This window comes from Fulverythrobacter fulvus (genome assembly GCF_037154085.1).
Classification (GTDB): domain Bacteria; phylum Pseudomonadota; class Alphaproteobacteria; order Sphingomonadales; family Sphingomonadaceae; genus Andeanibacterium; species Andeanibacterium fulvum.
This window is the reverse complement of the sequence record NZ_JBANRM010000001.1, coordinates 80948-104394: the sequence shown is the minus strand read 5'-3', so window position 1 is coordinate 104394 and position 23447 is coordinate 80948. Positions and strand designations below refer to the sequence as shown.

The following is a 23447-nucleotide window of genomic DNA, read 5'->3' as shown; positions in this document are numbered from 1 at the left end:
TCGCGACGTGGCTGTTAGGCTATGAAGAAGCCGGCGCTATTCGCGCGCGCGGTCAGCCTGAAGCTGAACCGTGGGAATCACGATAGTGATGACGGCGGGACGGCATCCCGGCACCTGAGGCCTGCGTTCGCCGATACGTTCCGCCGGAGCGATCTGCTGGGCGATGCTCTTATCCGCGCATTTGACGATATTATCGCCCGCGGCATGAAGCTCCAGCCCATCAAGCGCAGTCATGCGCGCCTGCGCCGGAGCAGCCACAGCGGCAAGCCCGGTCAGGATCGCAAAAAGGGTCAGAATGCGCTTGAGCATCGGTCGCAAGATAGTCGCGACTTTGCCGCCCGTCCAGTGGCCCGGATGGAAACCGGGATTTCCCTGACCGCCCAGCCCTGTTCCCGGCACTTCTATTCGCCTGCCTCGGGTTCGTCCGGATCGCTGACGAGCGTCGTCAGCGTCACCGTCACCCGCTTGCGCACCGGCTCCCCATTCGTGTCCTTTATCACCGGAATACGCGCCATTCTCGGGCAGACGTCCAAAGGTCGGGTCCGCTGCGAGGCAAGCTCGATCCGGCAACCCGATACCGCTCCATCAGTGTCGACTTCGAAACTATAGCTCAGGATCATGTCACGCGGAGCTTCCGCGAAATCCTCGGCCTGCGGGCGGATCGGCATCTTCCAGATGACTCTGGTCGACCAATATCCCACCGTGGGATTGCCATCCCGGTCGAGCGCCGGAGAAAACCGCGCGCGCTCCGGCAGGAGATCGCACGTATAGGCATCGAGCAGAGCGCTTCCGCTCGTACCGATGACCCGGCAGGCAGAAACGAAACCCTGCGGATCGACCGTAAGGCGGACCGGCACTGTCCCTTCAGTGCCATTGCGCACAGCGATCGGCAGATAGTCATTCTCCCCGATCCAACGGTTCGGCGGAACCGTGGGACGTGGCGGTTGCGACTTGCCGGGCGCAGGCGGCGCAGGAGGTGCGACACGAACCACCGGCAGAACTGACGGCGGTGGCGGCAACAAGACCTGCTCTTCAGCTGCCTGTGCCGAATGGATCGGAAATACCGCCAGCAAGGCGGCGACTATCTTTTTAAGGTCCCCCATGGGGGGCTGCATAGAGCGGGCCCGCCGGGCAGGCAACGATGCCCTTGCCCGCGCGATACGCGGGACCTAATGGCGGCGCTTATGGAACTCGAAACCTCGCCGCTCGCCAAGCCCTTCCCCAAAATGCCGCAGATTGCAGGCGTGAAGATGCGCGTCGCGCGCGCGGGTTACAAGGATTGGGGCCGCTGCGACCTCACTTATGCGGAACTGGCCGAAGGCACCGCCGTGGCGGGTGTGTTCACGAAAAACATCTGCTGTTCCTCCGAGGTCGAACTCGGGCGCGAGCAGGTCAAGGCGGGCAAGGCACGCGCGCTGATCGTCAACGCGGGCAATTCCAACGCCTTCACCGGCTATCGCGGGCGCGAGGCAGTGGAACAGATCATGGGTCAGGTTGCTGCCCATTTGAACTGCGCGCCGTCCGAAGTGTTCGTCAGTTCCACCGGCGTGATCGGCGTGCCGCTGCCCAAGGACAAGGCACAGGCCGGCGTTGCTGCGGTGCTGGGCGCGGATGCCTGCAGTTGGGAAGATGCCGCCAACACCATCGCCACAACCGATACTTTCGCCAAGGGGGCGATGGCCCAGGCGGTGATCGGCGGCAAGACGGTGACCCTGGCCGCCATCATCAAGGGCAGCGGCATGATCGCGCCGGATATGGCGACGATGCTGGGCTACATCTTCACCGATGCGGCCGCTTCGCCCGCCTTCCTGCAGCAGGTGCTTTCTGCCGCAAACCTGCAGACCTTCTCCTGCATCACGGTCGATAGCGACACCTCCACCAGCGACACGGTGCTCGCCTTTGCCACGGGCAAGGCAGGCAACGATCCGCTCACCGGGCCGGACAGCCCGGGCGCGGACGCCTTTGCCGCCGCTTTGCTCGACGTGTGCCGCCAGCTTTCGCACCTTGTGGTGCGCGATGGCGAAGGGGCACAGAAGTTCATCACGGTTGATGTGACCGGCGCCGTTTCCGACGAAAGCGCGCGCAAGATCGGCCTCGCCATTGCCAACTCCCCGCTGATCAAGACGGCGATCGCGGGCGAAGATGCCAATTGGGGCCGCGTGGTCATGGCCGTGGGCAAGGCGGGCGAACCGGCCGATCGCGACAAGCTCTCTATCGGCTTCGGTGGTGTCTGGGCGGCCAGGGACGGCCAACCTCTCGCCGATTACGACGAGGCCCCGGTTGCCGAGCACCTGCGGGGACGGGAAATCGACATCTCGGTCGATATCGGGCTTGGCGATGGTCGCGCCACCGTGTGGACCTGCGATCTCACGCACGGTTATATCGCGATCAACGCGGATTACCGTTCGTGACACCCGATGCACTGCACAATGCAGTGCATGCGCTGCTGCGCGACGTTTCCCGGCAGGCGATCCTGCCGCATTACCAGACGCTCGCCGATCATCAGGTGACGGCGAAGGCGGCTGACGATGTCGTCACCGTGGCAGATCACCTCTCGGAGGAATTGCTGGTGGAAGGCCTGGCGAAGATCATTCCCAGCCTCCCCATCGTCGGGGAGGAAGCGGCCCATGCCGATCCATCCGTGATGGACCGGCTTTCCGGCCCCTGCTGGATTGTCGATCCGCTGGACGGCACCCGCAACTTCGCCAAGGGCAAGCCGCCTTTCGGCATTCTGCTAGCCATGGCCGAAGGCGGAGAATGCCACACGGGCTGGATATACGACGTTCTGACGGACCGCTTCTGCGTCGCCCATCGCGGAAAGGGTGCCTTCGTGAATGGCGAGAAAGTCCTCGCCCGGCCCACGGGGGAAACCCTGCCGGTCGCGGCGATTTCCCTGATCTTCATGGACCCCGCCCGGCGTGAGGCCGTGCACAATCAGGTCTCGCCGCATTATCGCTGCGTCGACGTGCCCTATTGCGCGGCAGAGCAATATCCTCGGCTGGTTCTGGGCGAGAACGACGTCTCGATCTTCGAGCGCACGCTGCCTTGGGATCATGCGGCAGGTGTGCTGTTCCTCAACGAGGCAGGCGGCAGGGCCGCACGGCCTGACGGCTCAGCCTATCGCGTGGATGATGGGCGCAAGGGCCTGCTGGGTGCGGCAAGCCCGGCCTTGTGGGACGAGCTTGCCGGCCTGATGGATCGGCTAGGGGCCTGATCCATCCCCTCCCCATTCGAGGAGGGGAACTTCACATCAAAGAACGCTTTCGATCCAGCTCTTGAGCTGGCTCTTCGGCGCAGCGCCGAGCTTGTGGGCCACCGGCTGACCGCCCTTGAACAGGACCATCAGCGGGATCGACTGTACGCCGAAGGCGCTGGCGGTTTCGGTATTTTCCATGATGTCCATCTTGGCGATGGTCACCTGATCGCCCAGTTCCTCGCTGATTTCCTCAAGCGCGGGGGCAATCATCTTACAGGGGCCGCACCAGTCGGCCCAGAAATCGACCAGCACCGGCTTGTCGGAATTGATCACGTCATCGGCAAAGCTGGCGTCGGTCACGGCTTTGGTAGCCATCGGGATTCTCCTGAAACGTCTTTGGTTTGTAATTTAGGCGGCCCCAGCGCGAAGGCAACGCCCCCGCCGGGAAAGGATTACTGCATTGGGGACAAGTGCGCTTTGTGTTCGCCGAGCAATTCGGCGGGCAAGGCAAAAAGCTGGGGCGTCTGGGTATAAAGCACCGCGGCCCCGACTTCCCGCCCCGGATAGATCACTTCCAGCGCCGCGACATAAGCTGCCATCTGGCGCAGGGTCGTGAGCGGAATATCCTCAAGGCTGCGCGGCGGACGGGCGGCAGTCTTGAAATCGACCACCATCACGCGGCTTTGGGTAACCAGCAGCCGGTCCGCCGTACCCGCAATCACCCTGCCCTCAACCGTTGCCGCCAGTGGCACTTCGGCCAGTGCGGCGGGGGAGAACAGCTCCGCCCAATCCGGAGTATCGAGAACCTTCATCGCAGCGGCGGCCATTTCCTCGCGCGCAGCTTCGGCCAGATCGGCCGCCTGGTGGGCAAGCCAGCGCCGCGCGGCATCGGCGCGCCGATCCTGCGCCAGTTCCGGCAACCGCTCGAGCAAGGCGTGGATCAGCGTGCCGCGCCGGGCCGCTTCCTGCATCGCACCCGGCGGCAGCGGCGGTGTCGGGCCGAGATCTTCACCCGCGGAGGATGGCGCAAGCGGTCGCGGTGGGCGCGGCTCTGGGCCGACCGGCCGCGTGGCCCAATCCGGGAGCGCCGCAATAGTCCGGGGCGCCACGGCAGGAGCCGCGCCCGCAACCGGCGGCGGCAAGGCCCCAAGCTCCCAGCGCTGCCCCCAGACGCGATCCTCGATCCCGTCTTCGGCAAAGAGCGGGCGCAGCTGCGCATACCAGCTATCAGGCGCGGGGGCGTCTTCCCCGCTGCCCAGACCACCGCCGATGAACAAAGCCTCTTCCGCGCGGGTCATGGCGACGTAGAGCAGGCGCCAATGCTCCTCCCGCTCGGCAGCAGCGGTGGCGGCTTCCGCCTCGGCGATGCGGCCGGCCTTTTCCTGGCCGGAAAGGCTCGGCAACGGCACGGCAACTCCTTCTCCGCCCGGCAAATCCTCGACCAGTTCCAGCCCGCGCGGCGGCGATGTGTCGGGATTACCCGTCGCATCGGCCAGGATCACGATCGGCGCTTGCAAGCCCTTCGAGCCATGCACGGTCATAACCCGCACCAGCCCCTCGCTTGCCCCCGCCTCGCGCTTCAACTCGCCTTCGCCTGCATCGAACCACTGGATGAAGCCCTGCAGGCTGGGCGTCAGCGCGCTGGCATAGGCGAAGGCCGCATTGAGCAATTCGTCGATCGGGTCATTGGCCTCGTGCCCGAGCCGGGCAACCAGCTTGCGCCGCCCCTGCCACGGGCCAACGAGTATCCAGTACAGCAGCGCCTGCGGCGGTTCGTAATCGGCGCGAGCAAGCAGTTGCCCCAGTTGGACAAGCGTTGCGCGCACGAAGGGTTCGGACGAAGCGCGCAGATAGGCCCATAGCCGCACCCGGCCATCCTCGCGCCAGCCATGGTCGAGCAGGTCCTGCTGGCTCCATCCTATCAGTGGCGAAACAAGCAGATTGGCGAGATTGAGATCGTCGAGCGGCTGGGCAGCAAAGCGCAGCGCGGCCATCAGATCTTTCACTGCCATGGGCGCGCCCAGCCTCAGACGATCCACCCCCGCCACCGGCACGCCTGCCGCATAAAGGCGGGCGACGATCAGTCCGGCAAGTTCACGTCTTTTTCGCACAAGCACCATGATGTCGCCCGGCCCGGCATTGCGATGCCGGCCCTTGACCAGCGGAAAACCGTGATCGAGCCATGCCTTCACCTGCCGGGCGATCTTGCCGGCCATGCGGCGCTCTGCGCTGGAGACCCAGGTCTGTTCGCCTTCCTCTTCGACCGCATCGTCGGCGGTGGAGGTGACGGGCTGCCACAGGGTGACGAGGCCGGGCCGCTCATCGCCGATATGCGGCTCCGGCTCTTCCTGCAGGCCGAAGCGCGTGTGGCCGATGGCCGCGATAGCCCCGTCGACGAAGCTGAGCACCTTTTGCGCCGTGCGGAAACTTTGCCCGAGCCCGAGATCGAGCAGTTCCCGCGCCGACGACGCTCCGCGCGTCTCCTGCGCATTGGCCACCGCACCTGCGAGTTTCTCCCTCACCCGTTCGCGCGCCCGGGCGAAATTTTCGGGACTTGTGCCCTGGAAGCGGAAGATCGCCTGCTTGTAATCGCCCACCACGAAGAGCGTGCGCATCTTGCCGTCGTGCTGCCCAAGCCCGGCGAAGAAATCCCCGGTCAGCGCGTCGATGATCTTCCACTGCGCTTCGTTCGTGTCCTGCGCCTCGTCCACCAGTATGTGGTCGAAACGCCGGTCGAGCTTGTAGCGAATCCACTCCGCCAGTTCGGAACGATTGAGCAGATCGGAGGCGCGGCGAATCTGGTCGTCGAAATCGATCAGCCCTTCGCGGTTCTTCGCCTCGTCCCATGCCAACGCGAATGTGCGACCCAGAGCAAGCGCGGGGAGCAGCCATTCGGCAAGGGCGAGCAGGGCCTTGAACTGCGCCACTTCGGCAATCCGCTCGGCCACGCGGGCGGCGTAATCGGGATAGGAAGGATCGATCCCGAGCATCTGCTTGAGGCTGCGCGGGTCGCCCTTCTGAGTGAAGAGTGCGCCTTGCAGATCGCCAAGCCGCTCCGCCCTTTCGGCGGGGCTCGCCGCCAGCCAGGCACCGATTGCGGCGGCAGTTTCCTGTCCGGTCTTGGCGCTCCACCCAGCCTGCGCCGCCATGCACATGCGTAGCGATTGGGTATCGAACCGGTTATCCGCGCACAAGGCGGCCAGATCGGCCTCGCTCGCATCGGCAGGCAGGCCCAGCAGGCGGTTCAGCCGATCGCGGAAAGGCGGCGTCCATGCGCCGTTTCCAAACCACGCCTCGCGCGCTTCGGCACAGGTCATCAGCCAGGCCTCGACTGCCTCCGGCCCTTTCCTGAGCGACAAATCGGCCAGCGCATCCAGCGTTGCACTGTCGCCCTGTGCCTCTGCGTCCAGCAGCATCTGCGCCAGCACATCGCGCGCCAGCAGGCTGCGCTCGCGATCCTCCATCGCGCGGGTTCCCGGCGTCAGCCCCGCTTCTTCGGGAAAGGCAGAGAGCAACCATTGCGCGAAGGCGTGGATCGTATCGATCCGCAGGCCGCCCCCCGGACAATCGAGCACGCTGGCAAACAGGGTGCGCGCGCGGGCGATTGTCTCGCTGCCGAAATCCGCGCCGATAGCCTTGAGGTCCTCGGCCAGTTCCACTTCGCCCATGCGGACCCAGCCCGCCAGCACTTCGTTGACGCGCACGGCCATTTCCGCTGCGCCCGCCTTGGTGAAGGTGAGGCAAAGGATTTCCGAAGGCTGGACATCGGGCTGCAGCAGCAGACGCAGCACGCGGGCGGAAAGGACCTGCGTCTTGCCCGTCCCGGCCGACGCGGAGAGCCACACGGTCCTCTCCGGATCGACGGCGCGGGCCTGATTGCCCTTGAGCGGATAGACCTTGCCGCTCATTCGCCGCCCTCCCCGGCGCCGTCTTCCAGCCCCATCCATTCATCGAGCCGCATCAACTGGTCGTACTCGCCATAATTGGGCAAATCGGGGTTAAGGCGAGCGGTGAAAGGCTCGTCGCCCAAAATCCAGCGGCTAAGCGCGTCGTGGAGATATTCCTCCGTCTTCTCGAGGAACTCCTCGCGCAGCAGGCCGGTCGTGCGGCGGCCTTCCTTGATCGGTTCCTGCCGATAGCCGAATCCCGTCTCGCTCTTGTCGCTTTTGCCGAAGGACCAATATTCGAAGTGGGTCGGTTCCCCCGCGATCACCGCGCCATCCTTGTTCCGGATGCATCCGGCAGCCGCCATGAGTCCAAGCGTGCCAAGCTGCAGCGCGAAGCCTTCCTCCACCATCTTGCCCGAAGGAGGCTTGCCCGTCTTGTAATCGACGATGGCGAGCGTGCCGTCGGGGAAGCGGTCGATCCGGTCCGCCCGGCCCTTCAAGGTCACGCCGCGTACCTGCATTTCGCCCCATGCCTCTATCGCGGCGACTTCGCGCTCGGGCATTCGGCCGACTTCCGCGGCGATCCATTGCAGGGCCGCCATCAGTCGCGGGCGCCACAGGGTGCGCATCAGCGGGTGAGCGTTGATCTGTTCCAGCACACGCTCGGCAATAGGGGCGAGTTCGCCCTTTTCCTCATGCCAGGCTTCAAGGATCTTGTGAGCCGCATCGCCGCGCCAGGCAGGGGTCGGCGCCGCATCCAGCGCATCCATGCGACGCAGCTTGAGGATGGCATTGGCATAGAACTGATAGGGATCGCCCCTGAGCCGGTCGAGCGCCGTCACGCTGATCGGAACCACGCGCTGGTCGCTGGAGGGCAAGGGCATCGGCCTTGCGTAAGCCGGGGCACGCGGCGCGGCGTCCAATGCGCGGGCGAGGTCCACGGCCTGGGTCTCGCGGTGATCGGCCAGCAGGCGTTCGCCCAGCAGCGCCTCTACCCGCAGCAGAAAGCGGGACGGAATCGCAGGGCCGGAACTGTCACGCTCCGCCCGGCTCAGCACCACTTCGGGCGCACCGAGCATGCCGGCAAGGTCATGCGCCGAAAGGCCGATGCGGAAATCGGCGGCGGGCACGCCCAGCGCGCGCAGGATTGCCGGGGCGAGCAGGGCATCCTGCGCCGGGATTTGCGGCCAGCTGCCCTCGTTTAGACCGCCGCAGATGACCAGCTCGGCGCGCGTCATGCGTGCTTCGAGCAGGCCGTAGATCGCCACGCGGGAATGCCCGCCCCAAGGTGGGCGCACCGCCACTGCGTCCATCCGCTCCCGCAATACCGCGTGCAGGTCTTGCGGGGCGAGCCGCGTGCCGACATCGCGGGCATGAAACCGCAGCTCTTCCACCAGGGTGGAGAGCGAACGGCCATCCTCGCGCGCCCACAGACCTTCGCCGCACAGGGCCTCGCCAGCTTTGGCCAGCGCATCGAGCTGATCGGCCAGCGGTGCCTCTTCCTGCCCGCCCAGTTCGAGCAGCGGCTGGAGCGCGGCCTCGATCCCTTCCCACCAGCCAAGCGCGCCCGGGTCCTTCTCTGCCTGCCGCGCCACGATCCGGCGTGGCACGGCGAGCCCCGGTTCAGGACGAGGGCCGCGCAGTTCGCGTTCCAGGGCGCGGGCGCGGTCGAGCCAGGCCGGGCGCCCTTCCCCGGCTCCCGCGAGCGGATGGCCGAGCAGCGCCATCAGCGGCACCGGCGCGGCATGATCGCCCATGATCTCGGCCAGCAACAACAGCACGCGGCCCGCCGCCGTCTGTGACAGGGCGCGGCCCGCCGTATCGTCCGCCACGATATTCCAGCGCTGGAGGTGCGCCGCGACCCGCCCGGCAAGGCTGCGGTCCGGCGTCACCACGGCCACGCGCTTCTCAGGCTCTTCCAGTGCCTGCCGCACTAGCAGGGCAATCGCCTGCGCTTCCTCTTCCGGATTGGCGGTCTGCATGATCCGCACACCGGTGAGGCGGCGCGCTTCGGCGGGCAGGTTCGCCCAGCCCTTGCTCGCTTCGGGCGGCAGGAAGACACTGGAGATCGCGTGGGTGCGCTCCGGCGGGCCCTTGCCCATGCCGGCGCGGTGCCATTGCTGGACCTCCCCGCGTGCCACGCCCATGCGATTGAGCAGCAGCTTGAGGTGATATTGCGGATGAGTCACCGCATCGCCGCGCGCGAAGACCGGCCCACCCACTTCCTGCGGCGCCCCCGCGCAGCCGAGTTCGGCCCATACCGCATCGTCCATCGACAGATCGAGATCGGGCAGGATCACCGCGCCTTGCGGTAGTTCGGAAATCACCTTCAGCAACCGCGCCAATGCCGGTGCCGCGCTGGTCACACCGGCAGCGACAATGGGCGTGGTGGGCGGGTTTTCCCGCCACCGGTGCGCCACCGCGCGGAACAGCATGTTGCGCCGCGCCGCTGCATCCACTTCCTCGCGCCCGGCCAGTTCCGCCAACCAATATTGCTGCACTGTGGCAAACAGGCGAGTGTTCCGGGTCCAGTGATGGGAAAGGTCGGCAAGGACGTTCAGGACCTCGTCGCCCCACAGCTGGTCGGGCGCGATTTCCTCCACCAGCAGGCGATCCATCGCCTGAGCCATCTGGGCGGCGAGACGCAGGGTCGCGGCGCCCTTGCCGACTGTGTCCCCGCCATGTTCCCGCGCCAGTTCGGCCAGACGCAACCAGCGGCGCGTGGGATCGGCGGCGGGCGGAATTTCGCTCCCCTCCCCGATGGGATCGAACCGGGCACCGAGCGCCTCGTCCAGATCGAGATCGCCCACGACCGCCATGCGCGGCATAAGCAGGCCCGCGCGGCCTTCCTGCGCGCCATAATGGCGGATGAAGGCCTCGGTCACCGTACGGATCGCGCGGCGGCTGGGCAGCAGCAGGGTCAGCCGGGCGAGGCCGAAATCCCCTTCCGAATATCGCGGCACAAGGCCCGCCACCAGCGCATCGGCAAACCCGCGATGGGCGGCGATGGAATAGACGCTGGGGCCTGTCCGCTCAACCACGTTTCAGCGCGGATTCGGTGGGCCCGATGGCCCCCGGCTCCCCGACCTCGAACCACTGGCCCGCAAAGCAAAGGCCATAGAGCCGCCCTTCCTCGATCGCGCGGCTCCACAGGATATTGGTCGAAAAGGGCCCTTCCGGCGCATCGCGCAGCAGGCGATGAGATACCAGCTGGATGCCGCTATAGATGAAGGGCGCGATCCGGCCCGAACGGCGGCGGCTGATCCGGCCGAGCGGGTCCATCTGGAAATCGCCCTTGCCGCGATAGTTGAACGCGCCCGCATGCGGCACCAGCAGCAGCAGCGCATCCATCTGCTCCGGGTCCCAGCTTTCAGACAATTCGCGAAAGGCATCGTAAGGCCCGTCGAGCCAGATATTGTCGGCATTCACGGTGAAGAACGGATCGGGCAGCAGCTTCTGCGCCTTGACCATTCCGCCCCCGGTTTCCAGCAGCAGGCCGCGCTCGTCCGAAATGGTGACCTTGGGCAGCGCGCGTTCCTGCAGATGCGCCTCCAGCGCATCGGCCAGGTAATGCACGTTGACCACTGCCTTGGTCACGCCCGCGGCACCCAGACGGTCCAGCACATGGTCGATCAGCGGCTTGCCGGCGACGCGCACCATCGGCTTGGGCTGCGTTGCCGTGAGCGGGCGCATGCGCTTGCCGAGCCCGGCCGCGAGCACCATCGCCGTATCGGTTGCGAGTGTGGTCAACCCAGCCCTCCCCCGCGCCTTTCCCGCATTTCCGCCGGGATATTGGCATCGAACCAGCGCGCGACAGGTGCAAGCGCGGGATGAGCGAGATCGCGCTCCAGCGCTTCCCACACGCGCGGGATGAACGCCAGATAGCGCGGCTTGCCATCCCGCTTCCAGAGCCGGGCGAAGATACCCACGATCTTAGCATTACGCTGCGCGCCGAGGCGGGCATAATCGGCCAGAAATTCCGGCCCGGCATCCACCTGCGCCAGATAATGGTCGAGCATGGCCTGCTCCAGCTGCAGCGACACGTCGCGCCTTGCATCCTGCAGCAGCGAGACGATGTCATAGGCCGGATGGCCCACCAGCGCGTCCTGGAAGTCGATCAACCCCTGCTCGCCTTGCGGCAGCAGCATGATGTTTTCCGCATGATAGTCCCGCAGCACCGTAACGCCGGGCTCCTGCCGGGCGATGACCGGCGCCATGACCTCTTCCCACGCCTGCGCATAGGATTGCGCGTCAACTTCAACGCCTGCGGCAGGGCAATACCATTCCGGGAACAGCCCCGCCTCGCGCTGATAGACCGCCATGTCGTAGGGCGCGAACGGCCCCGGCGGAGAGCGGTGGAGGCTCACCAGCGCATCGATCGCCTTGCGGTAGGTTTCCGGTTCCGCACCGGGGTGCAGGTCCAGCCAGTCCCGCATGCGGTCGGCGCCGAAATCCTCCAGCAGCACGAGGCCGCGTGCCCGGTCTTCCGCATAGATAGCGGGTGCACGATGGCCATGTGCGGTGAGCCAATGGGCAACATCGAGAAACGGCCCCGGGTCCTCGTTGGGTGGCGGCGCGTCCATCAACATGGCAGTCTTCCCGCCGTTCCGGATGCGGAAATAGCGGCGGAAACTCGCATCCCCCGGCAGGGCTTCGATGGACGCGTCCTGCCAACCTGCGCTGGCGAGGAATTGATGGATACCGTCAGGCAAGCTCATGAAAACCGCCCTACCCAATCTGCCCCGGATTCGACAACGGCCTTGCGCCCTTCACCGTCAATTTCCAGCGAGATGGAAAGGCAGCCCGGCTCGTGTGCGAAACCGCCTGCATGGTCGGGCCATTCCGCGATCATCGCAGCGCCCTCGCGATAATCCTCCAACCCCAGTTCTTCCGCTTCTTCCGGGCGGGACAGGCGATAGAAATCGGCATGGACCAGCGGCAGGCGGACAGCAGGCGGATCGTAGGTCTCGATAATGGTGAAGCTGGGGGACGGCACTTCGCCCTCATGCCCCAAGGCGGCGATAATCGCGCGGGCGAGCGTGGTCTTGCCCGCGCCCAGCCCACCGGTCAGCGCGATTACGTCACCCGGCCGCAATTGCCGCGCAATCCGCGCACCAAAGGCCTCCATCGCGGCAAGATCGGGCAGGTCCACGATCATGGCAGGCTGATCGTCACGGTTGTGCCCATGCCCTTTTCGGAGAGCAGCGAGAGCTTGCCGCCGTGTGCCTCGATCAGCTGGCGGGCGAGCGGCAGGCCGAGGCCCTGTCGGCGTTCCACCGTCTTGCCGTCATGCGCCACCTTGTAGCCTTCCAGCGCCCGCGCCGCCTCGGCCTGGGTCATGCCGGCACCATTGTCCGATACCACGATCCGCAGGCCATGCTTGCCCCGTGACAGATCGACGAGAATCTTCCCGCCCTCCGGCGTCGCGGCGATGGCATTGTCCACGATATGGCCGACCGCGCGGCCAAGCCTGCGCTTGTCGGCCTTCACTCGCCCTGCCGAACGGTCGCCCCGCAATTCCAGCGACAGCCCCCTGCCGGTAATCGTGGCTTCACGGTCGCGCACGATGCCGGTGAGGAAGGGGAATACGTCGAGATCGACCAGATCGAGCGGAAGCATGCCCGCCTCGCTTTGCGAGAGGTCCAGCACGCTTTCGATCTGCTCCCCCAGCCTGGCGACCGATTCGAGGATCGCGGAGACATATTCCCTGCCCTGCTCCGAAAGCTCGCCCGCCACGCCGCTCTGCAGCAGTTCGGCAAAGCCGCCGATGGAGGTGAGCGGCGTGCGGAATTCATAGGACATGTTGGCGAGGAAACGCGTCTTCACCGCGTCAGCTTCTTCCAGCGCGGCATTGCGTTCGCGCAGGGCAGCCTCTGCCTTCTGCGAATCCGTGATGTCGAGCACGGTGAGCAAGCCATTGCCATCGGGGAGCGGCACGCCTGCAAATTCCAGCGTGCGCCCATCGGCCAGAACCACCCGCCCACTCTTCTGCTTGCGATCGAGCGTGGCGGCGCGGACCACATTGCCGATGGAATCCGCCTGTCCGGGCTTGGCAAGGCGATTGCGCAACTGGCTGAGCAACGCCTCCACATGCGGATGGGCATCGAGGAATTCGCCTTCCAGCCCCCACACCGCCAGAAAGCGCCGGTTCCACAATTGCAGCCGCCCATCCGGCGCAAACACCGCGAGGGATTCGAACAGCGAATCGAAAGTGGCCGTGCGCGTGCGCAGCAAGGTGTCGCGCGTGGCGGACAAAGCGAGTTGCTCGGTCCGGTCCTCGGCCACCAGCACGATCCCGCCGTCGGGCATGGGCTGGGCAACCATGCGCAGATGCGTGCCGTCGGATAGAGGCCAGGCGTCCTCCTTCGGCGCGCCCGCAGCGAACCATGTGCCCAGTTCGCGGCGCCAGGCTGGGAAATCCCGTGTTTCGGGCACCCTGTGCGCATCGCGGGCAATGTCGAGGAAACGGTCGAAATCGGGGGGATCGATGGCGATGGAGCCGGGCAGCTTGAACAGGCGCTGGAAGGGCTGGTTGGCGAAGGTCAGCATGCGCCGCCCATCGAACTGCGCCACGCCAACGCTCAACTGATCGAGCATCGAGACCTGGGCTTCGCGGAAGGCCTTGAAGGCCCGGCCAAGCTCTTCCATGTCCTCGATATCGACGGCGTATCCGGCAACGCCCTCCGCACCCAGCGGCAAGTCGCTGACCCGCAGTGCACGGCGCTGGCCGCCTATGGTGGCCGAGACGATCCGCTCGATCGGCAAATCCTTCGCATGGGCCTGCCCCGCAACCTGCGCGGCGGAAAGCCCGTCGACGGCTTCGATCAGTTCCACCTGCCCTTCGACCACGGCATCGGCGCTCACCGCGCCTACTGCATCGACATAAGCGGAATTGACCAGTTGCAGCTTCATGTCGGGCCCGCGGAACCACATCGGCATGGGCGCAGCCTCGATCAGGCCCACCAGGGCCGCAAAATCGTCACGCGCGCGCGCCGCTTCCGCGCGAAGGCGCGACAACTCGCTCTGGCTGTCCGAAAAGTCGAAGAACCACACCAGAGCTGCACCACCCGGAGAAACTGCCGGGTCGGCAAGGTGGCCCTGCACGGCAAGGCTGCGCGTGGTTCCGCGCGGGGTCACCACCATGCGGAACGGCGCGCCCGTTTTCTGTGCACGGCGGACATTGGTATCGAGCTGGGCAAGCTGATCGGTCGCAAGCCCGTGCAACCGCGCATCGAGTTCGGAGAGATAGCCGGGCACCTTGTCGAGCCCCAGCCACGAGGCCAGCCTTTCAGGCGCCTCGATCCGCCCATCGGCGCGTACGAGCATCGGAACGGCGGGCGATTCGTCGACCATCCGGGCGAGCCGCTTGGCGGCCCGGCGGGCGCCGTCCGCCCCGCGCGCGGCGGCATTAGCGCGCAGCACCAGCAGCGCGGCGCCAAGCGTCCACACCGCCAGCAGCAGGCCGAGCAGGGCCAATGCGGTCGGGCTCATTTCCATTACGACTTCGCTATGCCCGGCAGGCCGCGATTACAATGGTATCGCAGGCGAACGCCCTGTGGAAAGCCCTGTGGAAAGCGATGATCGGAGCGGCAGGTTTCCCCGCCGCTCCGGTCAGGATCAGTAACGATAATGCTCGGGCTTGAACGGCCCTTCCTTCGGCACGCCGATATAGTCGGCCTGCTTCGGGGTCAGCGTAGTGAGCTTCACGCCCAGCTTTTCGAGGTGCAGCGCGGCCACCTTCTCGTCCAGATGCTTGGGCAGCACATAGACCTGGTTGGCGTAATCGTCGCCCTTGGTGAACAGTTCGATCTGGGCCAGCACCTGGTTGGTGAAGCTGGAGGACATCACGAAGCTGGGATGGCCGGTAGCGCAGCCCAGATTCACCAGGCGGCCCTTGGCCAGCACGATGATCTGCTTGCCATCCGGGAAGGTGACCAGATCGGTGCCCGGCTTGATCTCGGTCCAATCGTAATTGTCGAGCGCCGCAATCTGGATCTCGCTGTCGAAGTGGCCGATATTGCAGACGATCGCCATCGGCTTCATCGCCTTCATGTGCTCGGCCGTGATCACGTCTTCGTTGCCGGTAGCCGTCACGAAGATATCGCAGCGCTTCACCGCGTCTTCCATGGTCACGACTTCATAGCCTTCCATGGCGGCCTGCAGGGCGCAGATGGGATCGATTTCGGTTACCATCACGCGTGCGCCGCCCTGGCGCAGCGAGGCTGCAGAGCCCTTGCCCACATCGCCGAAGCCCGCAACGCAGGCGACCTTGCCGGCCAGCATTACGTCGGTTGCACGGCGGATGGCGTCGACCAGCGATTCCTTGCAGCCATAGAGGTTGTCGAACTTCGACTTGGTCACGCTGTCATTCACATTGATCGCCGGGAAAGGCAGCTTGCCGTTCTTGGCGATGTGATAGAGGCGGTGGACGCCCGTGGTGGTTTCTTCCGAGACGCCCCTGATGGCCTTCACCGTTTCGGTGAGATAGCCGGGACGCGCCTTGAGGAAGGCCTTCAGTGCACGCTGGAATTCGATTTCCTCGGCATTGGCGGGTTCGGGCAGTTCGTCGCCCGCTTCGACCCGCGCGCCCCACAGGGCAAACATGGTGGCGTCGCCGCCATCGTCGAGGATCATGTTCGCCGTAGTGTCCTGGCCCCAGTCGAAGATGTTGCCGACATAGTCCCAATATTCGCCCAGGCTTTCGCCCTTGATCGCGAAGACGGGAATGCCCGCGGCGGCAATGGCCGCAGCAGCATGGTCCTGCGTCGAGAAGATGTTGCAGGTGGCCCAGCGCACATCCGCGCCCAGCGCGACCAGCGTCTCGATCAGCACCGCAGTCTGGATCGTCATGTGAAGCGATCCGGTGATCCGCGCGCCCTTGAGCGGCTGCGAAGCGCCATATTCTTCGCGCAGGGCCATCAGGCCGGGCATTTCGGTCTCGGCGATGGCGATTTCGGCCCGCCCGTAATCGGCAAGCGAAATGTCCTTTACGACGTAATCGCCGGCAATCTCCGCAACATTGGTCGCCACTGCACATTCTCCTGCGTTTGGAACACATTGGCGGATGCCGAGGGAAAAAGAGGGCGGCATCCCTTAGGAAGCCGCCCTTAGACGCTGCAGGGACCGGAGGTAAAGTCCGGCCACGGGGAATATCGATGAAGCGGTCAGTATCCCGCCACCAGCGATGAGCGTCCGCTGTCGCCCAGGAGTTCGTCGGCAGCGGATAGCAACGCCCCCGGCGCGTGATTCTGCGCGAGGCCCTGCGTGGCCTCCTTCAATTCGCGGCAGCCCAGCCAGGGGTGGCCCTGACCGTAGCTATTGGCCATGCTCACGCTCATCCGGTCCAGTTCGCGCTTGGCGCCCGCCGCCCCATAGCGAGCCTCCAGATTGCGTTTCAGCGTGCCTGCCGAGGCGTTGAGCTCGCCCAGATGCGCGGACGAGAAGCGGTTGTAATCGTCCTGGAAGCCATCGGCCGTGGTGCGGCACCGAAGCGCACTCACCATCAGCATGATGTCCAGGCGGCGGACTTTTTCGGCGTCATCGCTCGGCGCGGCCTGGGCCGGCACCGGTGCGAGAAGCGCCGCAGCGGACAAAGCCGCTGCAACCCATGTGTTCAGTTTCATTGCCCTGTCTCCACTCGCGGAATGATCCGCTGTGGAGCAGGTTCGCCGATCGCGTTTACCTGATCTTCAACATGCATCGTGAAGCGAAATTAACCATCGGCCAAGAAACTCCCGGTTGCGCGCCCCTGCCCTTGCAGCCTATCCCCGCGCAGGACGGAAAAAGGCTCTGGAAAGGGATTTCACATGACGATTGCAGTTGGTGACAAGCTGCCTGACGTAAAGCTGGTGAAGGTGACCGCGAACGGTCCCGAAGCTGTGCAGTCGGGCGAATATTTCGCGGGCAAGAAAGTGGCACTGTTCTCCGTGCCGGGTGCCTTCACCCCCACCTGCTCGGCCAAGCACCTGCCGGGCTATGTCGAAAAGGCCGACGAGTTGAAGGCCAAGGGCGTGGACGAAATCGCCTGCACCGCAGTGAACGACGCCTTCGTGATGGGCGCCTGGGGCAAGGCCTCCGGTTCCGACGCCGTGACCATGCTGGCTGACGGCAATGGCGATTTCGTGAAGGCCCTCGGCCTCACCATGGACGGCAGCGGCTTCGGCATGGGCACGCGCGGCCAGCGCTTTTCGGTGCTGGTGAATGACGGCGTGGTCGAAGAACTGAACGTCGAGGCACCGGGCGACTTCAACGTCTCCAGCGCCGAATACATGCTCGGCCAACTCTGACCGGCGACCATCGACCGGCAAAGAAAAAGCCCGCCTGAGATGGCGGGCTTTTTTGTTGGACGGCGTTGGCCCTGAGACGGGTCAATAACCCATCAGCTTGAGCACTTCCTCGCGGCTGCGGTGATCCTTGCGGAACACGCCGGTCACCCGGCTCGTCACCATGCCCACGCCGGGCGTGCGCACGCCGCGCGCGGTCATGCAGGAATGGCTCGCCTCGATCACCACGGCAACGCCGCGCGGCTTCAAGTGGCGCTCGATGCAGTCGGCCACTTCGGCAGTCAGGCGTTCCTGCACCTGCAGGCGCCGCGCATAGCCATGCAGCACGCGGGCCAGCTTGGAGATGCCCACCACATGATCCGTCGGCAGATAGGCGATGGCCGCCTTGCCGATAATCGGGGCCATATGATGCTCGCAATGCGACTGGAACGGGATATCCTTCAGCAGCACGATCTCGTCATAGCCCCCGACCTCCTCGAACACCCGAGAGAGGTGGATGCCGGGATCGTCGCTATAGCCTTCGCAATATTCCTTCCACGCGCGGGCTACACGCTTGGGCGTGTCGACGAGGCCCTCGCGGGTTGGATCGTCGCCTGCCCAGCGGATCAGGGTGCGGATGGCTTCCTGCACCTCTTCGGGCACGGGGATTTTGGTGCTCATGCTTTTCTGTCCTGCCACGCCCGCCTCTCAAGGCGGCGCCATGGCAGGTCCGTTAGAGGTCTGGAAGCGCTAAGCCAAGTGCCCGCATGGTCAGGGGCCTACTCCTTGGCGTCTTCCTTGCGTTCCGGCGTCACTTCCGCCTCGGCCGTCTCCGCCGCCTTCCGGCGCTCGAAGATGCGCTTCATGAATATCTCGTCTTCCTTGGTGAGGTGTTCGGCGAAGTCGGGGAAATGCTCCTCTTCCTCTTCGTCGATATGATGGAGGTAATCGTGCTTGAGCTGGCGGAATTTCACCAGCCAAGCGCCGCTCGCCATGTCCGTGGCGGCGATATCGTTGAGCGCCTCTTCGATCTCGTGATGCTCGGCAACCGAATGGCGCGTCTCATCTGTCGTCTCGGGCTTGCGCATCATGGTGGAATAGAGCGCCTGCTCCTCCGCCGCCGCATGGCCCTTCAGCTCGAAAGTGAGACGTTCGAACAATTGGGAGCGTTCCGCGCTTTCACCATGAGTGTGCTCAAGCCGATCCAGGAGATCGCGGTGAAGATCGTGATCCTGCTTGAGGCGTTCGAAGATATCGGTGCGGGAAGCCATTCTTGTCCTCCGTATCGCAAAGGCAATGGGAGTTGGAAAAACGGGCTGGCGCAGCCTGACGTTCCAAGGGAGGCGGGGAAACGTGCGGGATGTGCGGGGAAACGCGCTGTCGCGCATCGCGCCAAAGGCGCCGCCTTGGGCAAAGACCGACAGGCAAAAACAAAGGGCCACCCCTTCGCAGGGATGGCCCTTTAGTTTGTTGGCGCGCCCGGAACGATTCGAACGTCCGACCCTCAGATTCGTAGTCTGATGCTCTATCCAGCTGAGCTACGGGCGCGCTTGGAGGGCGCCCAATAGGGGGATGGTTCCTGCTTGGCAATCCCTATCCGATGCCTTTTTTCAATTTGTTCAATCCTTCCAGCAAAACCACGTCCAAGGGCGGCTTCTCGAGCGCCCTTGCCTCTTCGATCGTGAACCAGCCCCAGCCTCCGCCTTCGTGGGCAAAGGGCTCCCCCGCCCAAATGTCGGCAGTGTAAAGAAGGATGACAATCGCCGGATTCGTTCCGTCGGGCACGGATTCGGCAAATCCCGCAGGACTGATCCCTGCCGGGTCCAGAAGCAGCCCCAGCTCCTCCTCGATCTCTCGAATCAGCGCATTTTCAGGGGTTTCACTAGGCTCCACCTTCCCGCCGGGAAACTCCCACAAGCCCCCATGATGCTTGTGCGGCGGGCGCCTGTGCATCAGCACACGCCCCCCCTCGCCCGCGATGGCGGCAGCCACCACGAGCATCAATGTCGGATTTTTTTGCAGAACCACTCTCACTGGAAACCTTTCGTTAGGACTGTTCTGCGAAAACAGCATGGTCAGTCCGAATTGGACGGGGGTAACCTGAAATGAACAGATCAATTCTGATCAAGGAAATCCTGGCTGATGCCAGGGGGGCTACCGCCGTCGAATATGGACTGATCGTGTCACTGATTGTCATTGCGATTGTCGGCGCCATGCAAGGCGTCGGTAACGGTAACGGAGGCTTGTGGGGCAAAATCAGCCAGACGGCCACCACCGCAATGGGGGGCTCTTAAACTAGGGATTAGCTCTTTTTCAACCTTTGCCACGTAGACAAAATCTGCCCGAACCAGTCATGTGGGGTTGGCCCGGGCTCGAAGACTGAACCAGGAGACTAGCCATGAAGTTCATCAACAAGCTGCTGCGCGACGAAGCCGGCGCCACCGCAATCGAATACGGCCTGATCGCCGCACTTATCGCCGTTGCCGCCGTGACTGCCATGGGTTCGCTGGGCAACCAGCTGAGCACGACGTTCACCGACGTCAAGACCAAGATGGCCGGCGAATAATCGCCTGGGTCGTCAGACCAATCAGGAAAGGGCGGCAGGGAAACCTGCCGCCCTTTTCATTTGCCCGCCTCACGTAGTGCTTGGCGAACCGGAAACGGCTGAAATCAGCTGCCTTTCACCACGATCTTCATCTTTTGCCCGGCCTTGAGCGTGTCGCCGGAGGCCAAACCGTTCAACACCCGGAAGCGCGCTTCCCTGGCGTCCGTATAAGCCATGCGGTTTGCCAGCGAGGCGACGGTGTCGCCATTCCTTACGGTCACCACCTCGACCTTCCGCGGAGTGACGGAAGCCGCTTCGCTCGCGCTGATCCGCCGCATCGAAGCGAACATCGGATCGAACACCGCCGCCTGCCCGGCTGGCGCGATCGCGGCGAAGTGGAACGCCTGACTGCCCGAAAATTCATAGGCATAGACCACCACGTCCACCTGGCTTTCGCCGCTCTGCACCCGCGCAGTGCCGACCATCGCCGGCAAGCCGTTGACCGTGGTCTTCCGGAGGTTCTGCGGAGCGAGGGTCTGCTGGGTACCCCCCAGCTTCTGGAACACCTGCCGCACATAGGTTTCCAGATTGCCGCTATAAGACCCGCCCGCCATCTGCGCGCGCCCGCTATTGCCGTTGATCGATACGGCTGCGGCGCCATTGACCATGTAATAGCCCTGCGGCGCGGCGAAGCTGAGGCGCAGATCGGGATGAATGAACTGGCTGCCCTCGATCACGCCCTGATGCGGATCGTCGCCATAGACCAGTCCGCCGATGCGAGTGAGGAACATATCCCGATTCGTCGTTCCGCCATTGGCCGCGCCCGCCAGCTGCTGCGCATTCTGGACGCGCGAGGCAGGATCGGGGTGAGTAGAAGCCCATTCCGGCATGCGGGCATCGCGCCCCTGCAATTGCGCATCGAGCGAATTCTGCGCCGCGAGGCTGGCCAGCAGGGTAGACATGGCGCGCTTGTCGTAACCGGCAGTGCCGAGATACTGCACGCCCAATCCGTCAGCCTCCAGTTCCTGCCCGCGCGAATAACGCAGCGTGGCGAGTTCCGGCACGGTGCTGGAAATCTGCTGCCCCAGCTTGCCCAGCGTCGAATCGCCGAGCAACACGCCCGACAGGATCTGCCCGATGGCCCCCAGCAGCGCATTCTGCTGCGCGGTCTGCTGGCGCTTGGCCGAATGGCGAGCGGCGACATGGCCGACTTCATGGCCCAGAACAGCGGCCAGTTCCGCCTCATTGTTCATTAGTGCCACAAGCTGGCGCGTGACGTAGACATAGCCCCCCGGAATGGCGAATGCATTGTTCACCGAGGAGTTGAGCAGCGTCACCTTGAAGGAGCCGGGCGAATTGCCGAGGCCGGACTGGAAGGCGATATTCTGGCCGATTCCAGCGACATAGTCAGCCTGGGCACCGCTCATTGATCCACCGAATTCGGAGACGATCTGCGGATGGGCGTCCGCGCCCTGCTGGGATTCGGTCTGGGTGATCGGGCTGCCGGTAGACGCAATCGGCCCACCGGCCATGCAGCCCGTCAGGGCAAGGCTTGCCACCCCGGCCAGAACACTGGAACGGGCGCGGATTTTCGCGAATGCAGACATGGGAAGCTCCTCCGTGCGGCTCGAATGGCCGCTCCAACACGGAAGGCATTGTGCGTTGCCGGGCGCCGCCATGCAAGCATGCGCCCGGGCAAACGTGCGCTAAATCAGCCGATCTTGAGGAAGCGATCTTCGCGCATCTTGCGCAGCGCAGCAGGGCTCTTCTTGTTCAGAACGTCGAGTTCCTGCGCAATTGCCGCCCCCAGAGCGAGTGCGGTTTCCCGCTGATCGCGATGGGCGCCGCCCACCGGTTCTTCCACGATCCGATCGATCACGCCCAGTTCCAGCAGGTCCTGCGCGGTCATCTTCATGGCTTCGGCAGCCTGCGGGGCCTTTTCGGCGGTACGCCACAGGATCGAGGCGCAACCTTCGGGCGAAATCACCGAATAGACCGCATGTTCCAGCATCAGCACGCGCTCGGCACTGGCCAGCGCGACCGCGCCGCCCGAACCGCCCTCGCCCACGATTGCCGCGACCATCGGGGTCTGCAGGGCAAGGCACGCCTCGGTCGAACGGGCGATGGCTTCTGCCTGTCCGCGTTCTTCCGCTTCGATGCCCGGAAACGCGCCGGACGTATCCACCAAAGTCACCACCGGCAGGCCGAAGCGGCTGGCCATTTCCATCAGGCGCACTGCCTTGCGGTAGCCTTCGGGCTTGCCCATGCCGAAATTGTGACGAATGCGGCTTTGCGTATCGTGGCCCTTTTCGTGGCCGATCAGCATGAGTTTGCGGCCATCCAGAGTAGCGAATCCGCCAATGATCGCCTCATCCTCTCCGAAATAGCGATCCCCGCCCAAGGGCACGAAATCGTCGAAGATCTGCTCGATATAGTCCTTGAAATGCGGCCGCATCGGATGGCGGGCCACCTGCGTCTTCTGCCACGGCGTAAGTGCGGCATAGGTGCTTGCCAACAACTCCGCACTCTTGGCCTCGAGCCGCTTGATCTCGGCCGATATATCGACCTCGTCACCTTCGGAAGCGGCGCGCAGTTCCGCAATGCGAGCTTCGAGCGCGGCGACCGGCTTTTCGAATTCGAGATAGGAAATCATGCGCCCTGCGCTAGTCGCCCTGACGCTTTCGGGCAAGAGGGGCGCGGGCCAGAGGATGTCGTTCGTTCACCAGCGCGACCAGCCTTGCGGCATCGACATGGGTGTAAATTTGCGTCGTGGCGATATCGGCATGGCCCAGCAGGGTCTGCAGCACACGCAGATCGGCCCCGCCCTCCAGCAGATGGGTGGCAAAGGCATGCCGCAGCACGTGCGGGCTGATCTTTTCCGGCGCCAGCCCTGCCCGCACCGCCAGTTCCTTGAGCATCTGGTAAAGGCGAATGCGGCTCAGATGCTTGGCCCGCGAGGGGAAGAGATAGCGCCCCTCCCCCTGGCGGACTTCCAGCCAGCGGGACAGCGCCTGCCGCGCGCGATTGGACACCGGCACCATGCGCGAAACCCCGCCTTTGCCGGTGACGGTAAGGAAAGGCGCGTCGCGCGGAACGGCGGAAAGCGGCAGGGAAACAAGCTCGGTTGCGCGCAGGCCCGAGCCATAGAGCAGTTCCAGCAGCGTGAGCAGGCGCACCGATTCCAGACGCCCGCTCTCGGCCTCATCCTCGGCGCGGGAGAAGAGCAGGTCCACTTCATCGTGGCTGAGAATCTTCGGCAAGGGTCGCCGCGCGGGCGGGCGAGGCAGGGCGGCGGAGGGATCGTCCTTCCTCAGCCCCTCGTCCTGCAGGAAGCCGAAGAACTGACGCAATGCCGAGCTTTTCCGGGCGACACTGGCGGGGGCAAGCGAGGCCCAACGCGCACCGAGAGAGGCAAGAGCATCCCGGTCAGCGCCCTCAAGGTCCCCCAGCAATTCCTCGGCGCCCTCAAGGTCCCGACGATAGGCCGCCAGCGTATTCGCCGCCGCGCCACGCTCGGCCGCGAGCATGGCGAGGAAGGATTCGATTGCGCCGGCGAT

General features: G+C 64.8%; 22 protein-coding genes and 1 tRNA gene. 5 read left to right on the top strand and 18 right to left on the bottom strand.

Annotation, left to right across the window (positions count from 1 at the left end; translation table 11 throughout):
• Nucleotides 1–36 precede the first annotated feature (36 nt).
• Both WFP36_RS00520 and WFP36_RS00515 read right to left on the bottom strand, forming a co-directional pair.
• Nucleotides 37–309 carry a hypothetical protein gene (locus WFP36_RS00520; RefSeq protein ID WP_336976962.1) on the bottom strand — a complete coding sequence of 91 codons (273 nt, stop codon included), beginning with the start codon at nt 307–309 and terminating at the stop codon, nt 37–39.
• A 92-nt stretch (nt 310–401) separates the two neighbouring features.
• A complete protein-coding gene (locus tag WFP36_RS00515) occupies nt 402–1103 on the bottom strand; it encodes an energy transducer TonB (RefSeq protein ID WP_336976961.1) in 702 nt (233 codons plus the stop codon).
• Nucleotides 1104–1184: 81 nt separating this feature from the next.
• On the opposite strand from WFP36_RS00515, the gene argJ reads away from it, so the two are divergent.
• The gene (argJ, locus tag WFP36_RS00510; RefSeq protein WP_336976959.1) at nt 1185–2411 is read left to right on the top strand and encodes a bifunctional glutamate N-acetyltransferase/amino-acid acetyltransferase ArgJ; all 1227 of its coding nucleotides are present in this window, start codon (nt 1185–1187) and stop codon (nt 2409–2411) included.
• Nucleotides 2408–3214 carry an inositol monophosphatase family protein gene (locus WFP36_RS00505; RefSeq protein WP_336976957.1) on the top strand — a complete coding sequence of 269 codons (807 nt, stop codon included), beginning with the start codon at nt 2408–2410 and terminating at the stop codon, nt 3212–3214. The genes argJ and WFP36_RS00505 overlap by 4 nt, the downstream gene beginning before the upstream one ends.
• Nucleotides 3215–3250: 36 nt before the next feature.
• Here the strand turns inward: WFP36_RS00505 and trxA are convergent, their stop codons facing one another.
• From trxA to WFP36_RS00460, 9 genes are all read right to left on the bottom strand, one after another.
• Nucleotides 3251–3571 carry a thioredoxin gene (gene trxA, locus WFP36_RS00500; RefSeq protein ID WP_336976956.1) on the bottom strand — a complete coding sequence of 107 codons (321 nt, stop codon included), beginning with the start codon at nt 3569–3571 and terminating at the stop codon, nt 3251–3253.
• Nucleotides 3572–3648: 77 nt separating this feature from the next.
• Nucleotides 3649–7104, bottom strand: a complete 3456-nt coding sequence (addA, locus tag WFP36_RS00495) for a double-strand break repair helicase AddA (protein WP_336976955.1) — start codon at nt 7102–7104, stop codon at nt 3649–3651.
• Complete coding sequence (gene addB / locus WFP36_RS00490; RefSeq protein ID WP_336976953.1) at nt 7101–10124, bottom strand: double-strand break repair protein AddB; 3024 nt, start codon at nt 10122–10124, stop codon at nt 7101–7103. Before addB ends, addA begins: the two co-directional genes overlap by 4 nt.
• Nucleotides 10117–10806: a nucleotidyltransferase family protein gene (locus WFP36_RS00485; RefSeq protein WP_419716613.1), complete on the bottom strand. Its 690-nt coding sequence runs from the start codon at nt 10804–10806 to the stop codon at nt 10117–10119. Before WFP36_RS00485 ends, addB begins: the two co-directional genes overlap by 8 nt.
• Nucleotides 10807–10829: 23 nt before the next feature.
• On the bottom strand, nt 10830–11801 hold the full coding sequence (locus tag WFP36_RS00480) for an aminoglycoside phosphotransferase family protein (protein ID WP_336976949.1): 972 nt from the start codon (nt 11799–11801) through the stop codon (nt 10830–10832).
• Nucleotides 11798–12241 (bottom strand): tRNA (adenosine(37)-N6)-threonylcarbamoyltransferase complex ATPase subunit type 1 TsaE, encoded by a 444-nt coding sequence (tsaE, locus tag WFP36_RS00475; RefSeq protein ID WP_336976948.1) that lies wholly within the window; start codon nt 12239–12241, stop codon nt 11798–11800. The genes WFP36_RS00480 and tsaE overlap by 4 nt, the downstream gene beginning before the upstream one ends.
• Nucleotides 12238–14580 carry a sensor histidine kinase gene (locus WFP36_RS00470; RefSeq protein WP_336976946.1) on the bottom strand — a complete coding sequence of 781 codons (2343 nt, stop codon included), beginning with the start codon at nt 14578–14580 and terminating at the stop codon, nt 12238–12240. Before WFP36_RS00470 ends, tsaE begins: the two co-directional genes overlap by 4 nt.
• Nucleotides 14581–14700: 120 nt before the next feature.
• Nucleotides 14701–16113: an adenosylhomocysteinase gene (gene ahcY / locus WFP36_RS00465; protein WP_336976944.1), complete on the bottom strand. Its 1413-nt coding sequence runs from the start codon at nt 16111–16113 to the stop codon at nt 14701–14703.
• Between the two features lie 134 nt (nt 16114–16247).
• Nucleotides 16248–16706: an S-adenosyl-L-homocysteine hydrolase gene (locus WFP36_RS00460; RefSeq protein WP_336976942.1), complete on the bottom strand. Its 459-nt coding sequence runs from the start codon at nt 16704–16706 to the stop codon at nt 16248–16250.
• Nucleotides 16707–16889: 183 nt separating this feature from the next.
• Between WFP36_RS00460 and WFP36_RS00455 the strand changes: the two genes are divergently transcribed.
• A complete protein-coding gene (locus WFP36_RS00455) occupies nt 16890–17369 on the top strand; it encodes a peroxiredoxin (protein ID WP_336976941.1) in 480 nt (159 codons plus the stop codon).
• Between the two features lie 81 nt (nt 17370–17450).
• Here the strand turns inward: WFP36_RS00455 and folE are convergent, their stop codons facing one another.
• The 4 genes from folE to WFP36_RS00435 form a co-directional block, all read right to left on the bottom strand.
• Nucleotides 17451–18026 (bottom strand): GTP cyclohydrolase I FolE, encoded by a 576-nt coding sequence (folE, locus tag WFP36_RS00450; protein ID WP_336976939.1) that lies wholly within the window; start codon nt 18024–18026, stop codon nt 17451–17453.
• 98 nt (nt 18027–18124) lie between these two features.
• Nucleotides 18125–18616, bottom strand: coding sequence for a hemerythrin domain-containing protein (locus WFP36_RS00445; protein WP_336976937.1), 492 nt, complete (start codon nt 18614–18616; stop codon nt 18125–18127).
• A 200-nt stretch (nt 18617–18816) separates the two neighbouring features.
• Nucleotides 18817–18893: transfer RNA gene (locus tag WFP36_RS00440), tRNA-Arg, on the bottom strand.
• A 45-nt stretch (nt 18894–18938) separates the two neighbouring features.
• The gene (locus WFP36_RS00435) at nt 18939–19373 is read right to left on the bottom strand and encodes an NUDIX domain-containing protein (RefSeq protein WP_336976935.1); all 435 of its coding nucleotides are present in this window, start codon (nt 19371–19373) and stop codon (nt 18939–18941) included.
• 77 nt (nt 19374–19450) lie between these two features.
• On the opposite strand from WFP36_RS00435, the gene WFP36_RS00430 reads away from it, so the two are divergent.
• Nucleotides 19451–19639, top strand: a complete 189-nt coding sequence (locus tag WFP36_RS00430; RefSeq protein WP_336976933.1) for a Flp family type IVb pilin — start codon at nt 19451–19453, stop codon at nt 19637–19639.
• A gap of 104 nt (nt 19640–19743) precedes the next feature.
• Nucleotides 19744–19911, top strand: a complete 168-nt coding sequence (locus WFP36_RS00425; RefSeq protein WP_336976931.1) for a Flp family type IVb pilin — start codon at nt 19744–19746, stop codon at nt 19909–19911.
• A gap of 104 nt (nt 19912–20015) precedes the next feature.
• Here the strand turns inward: WFP36_RS00425 and WFP36_RS00420 are convergent, their stop codons facing one another.
• From WFP36_RS00420 to WFP36_RS00410, 3 genes are all read right to left on the bottom strand, one after another.
• The gene (locus WFP36_RS00420; RefSeq protein ID WP_336976929.1) at nt 20016–21497 is read right to left on the bottom strand and encodes a M48 family metalloprotease; all 1482 of its coding nucleotides are present in this window, start codon (nt 21495–21497) and stop codon (nt 20016–20018) included.
• Between the two features lie 104 nt (nt 21498–21601).
• A complete protein-coding gene (locus WFP36_RS00415; protein ID WP_336976927.1) occupies nt 21602–22543 on the bottom strand; it encodes an acetyl-CoA carboxylase carboxyltransferase subunit alpha in 942 nt (313 codons plus the stop codon).
• Between the two features lie 10 nt (nt 22544–22553).
• On the bottom strand, nt 22554–23447 hold the full coding sequence (locus tag WFP36_RS00410) for a tyrosine recombinase (protein ID WP_336978655.1): 894 nt from the start codon (nt 23445–23447) through the stop codon (nt 22554–22556).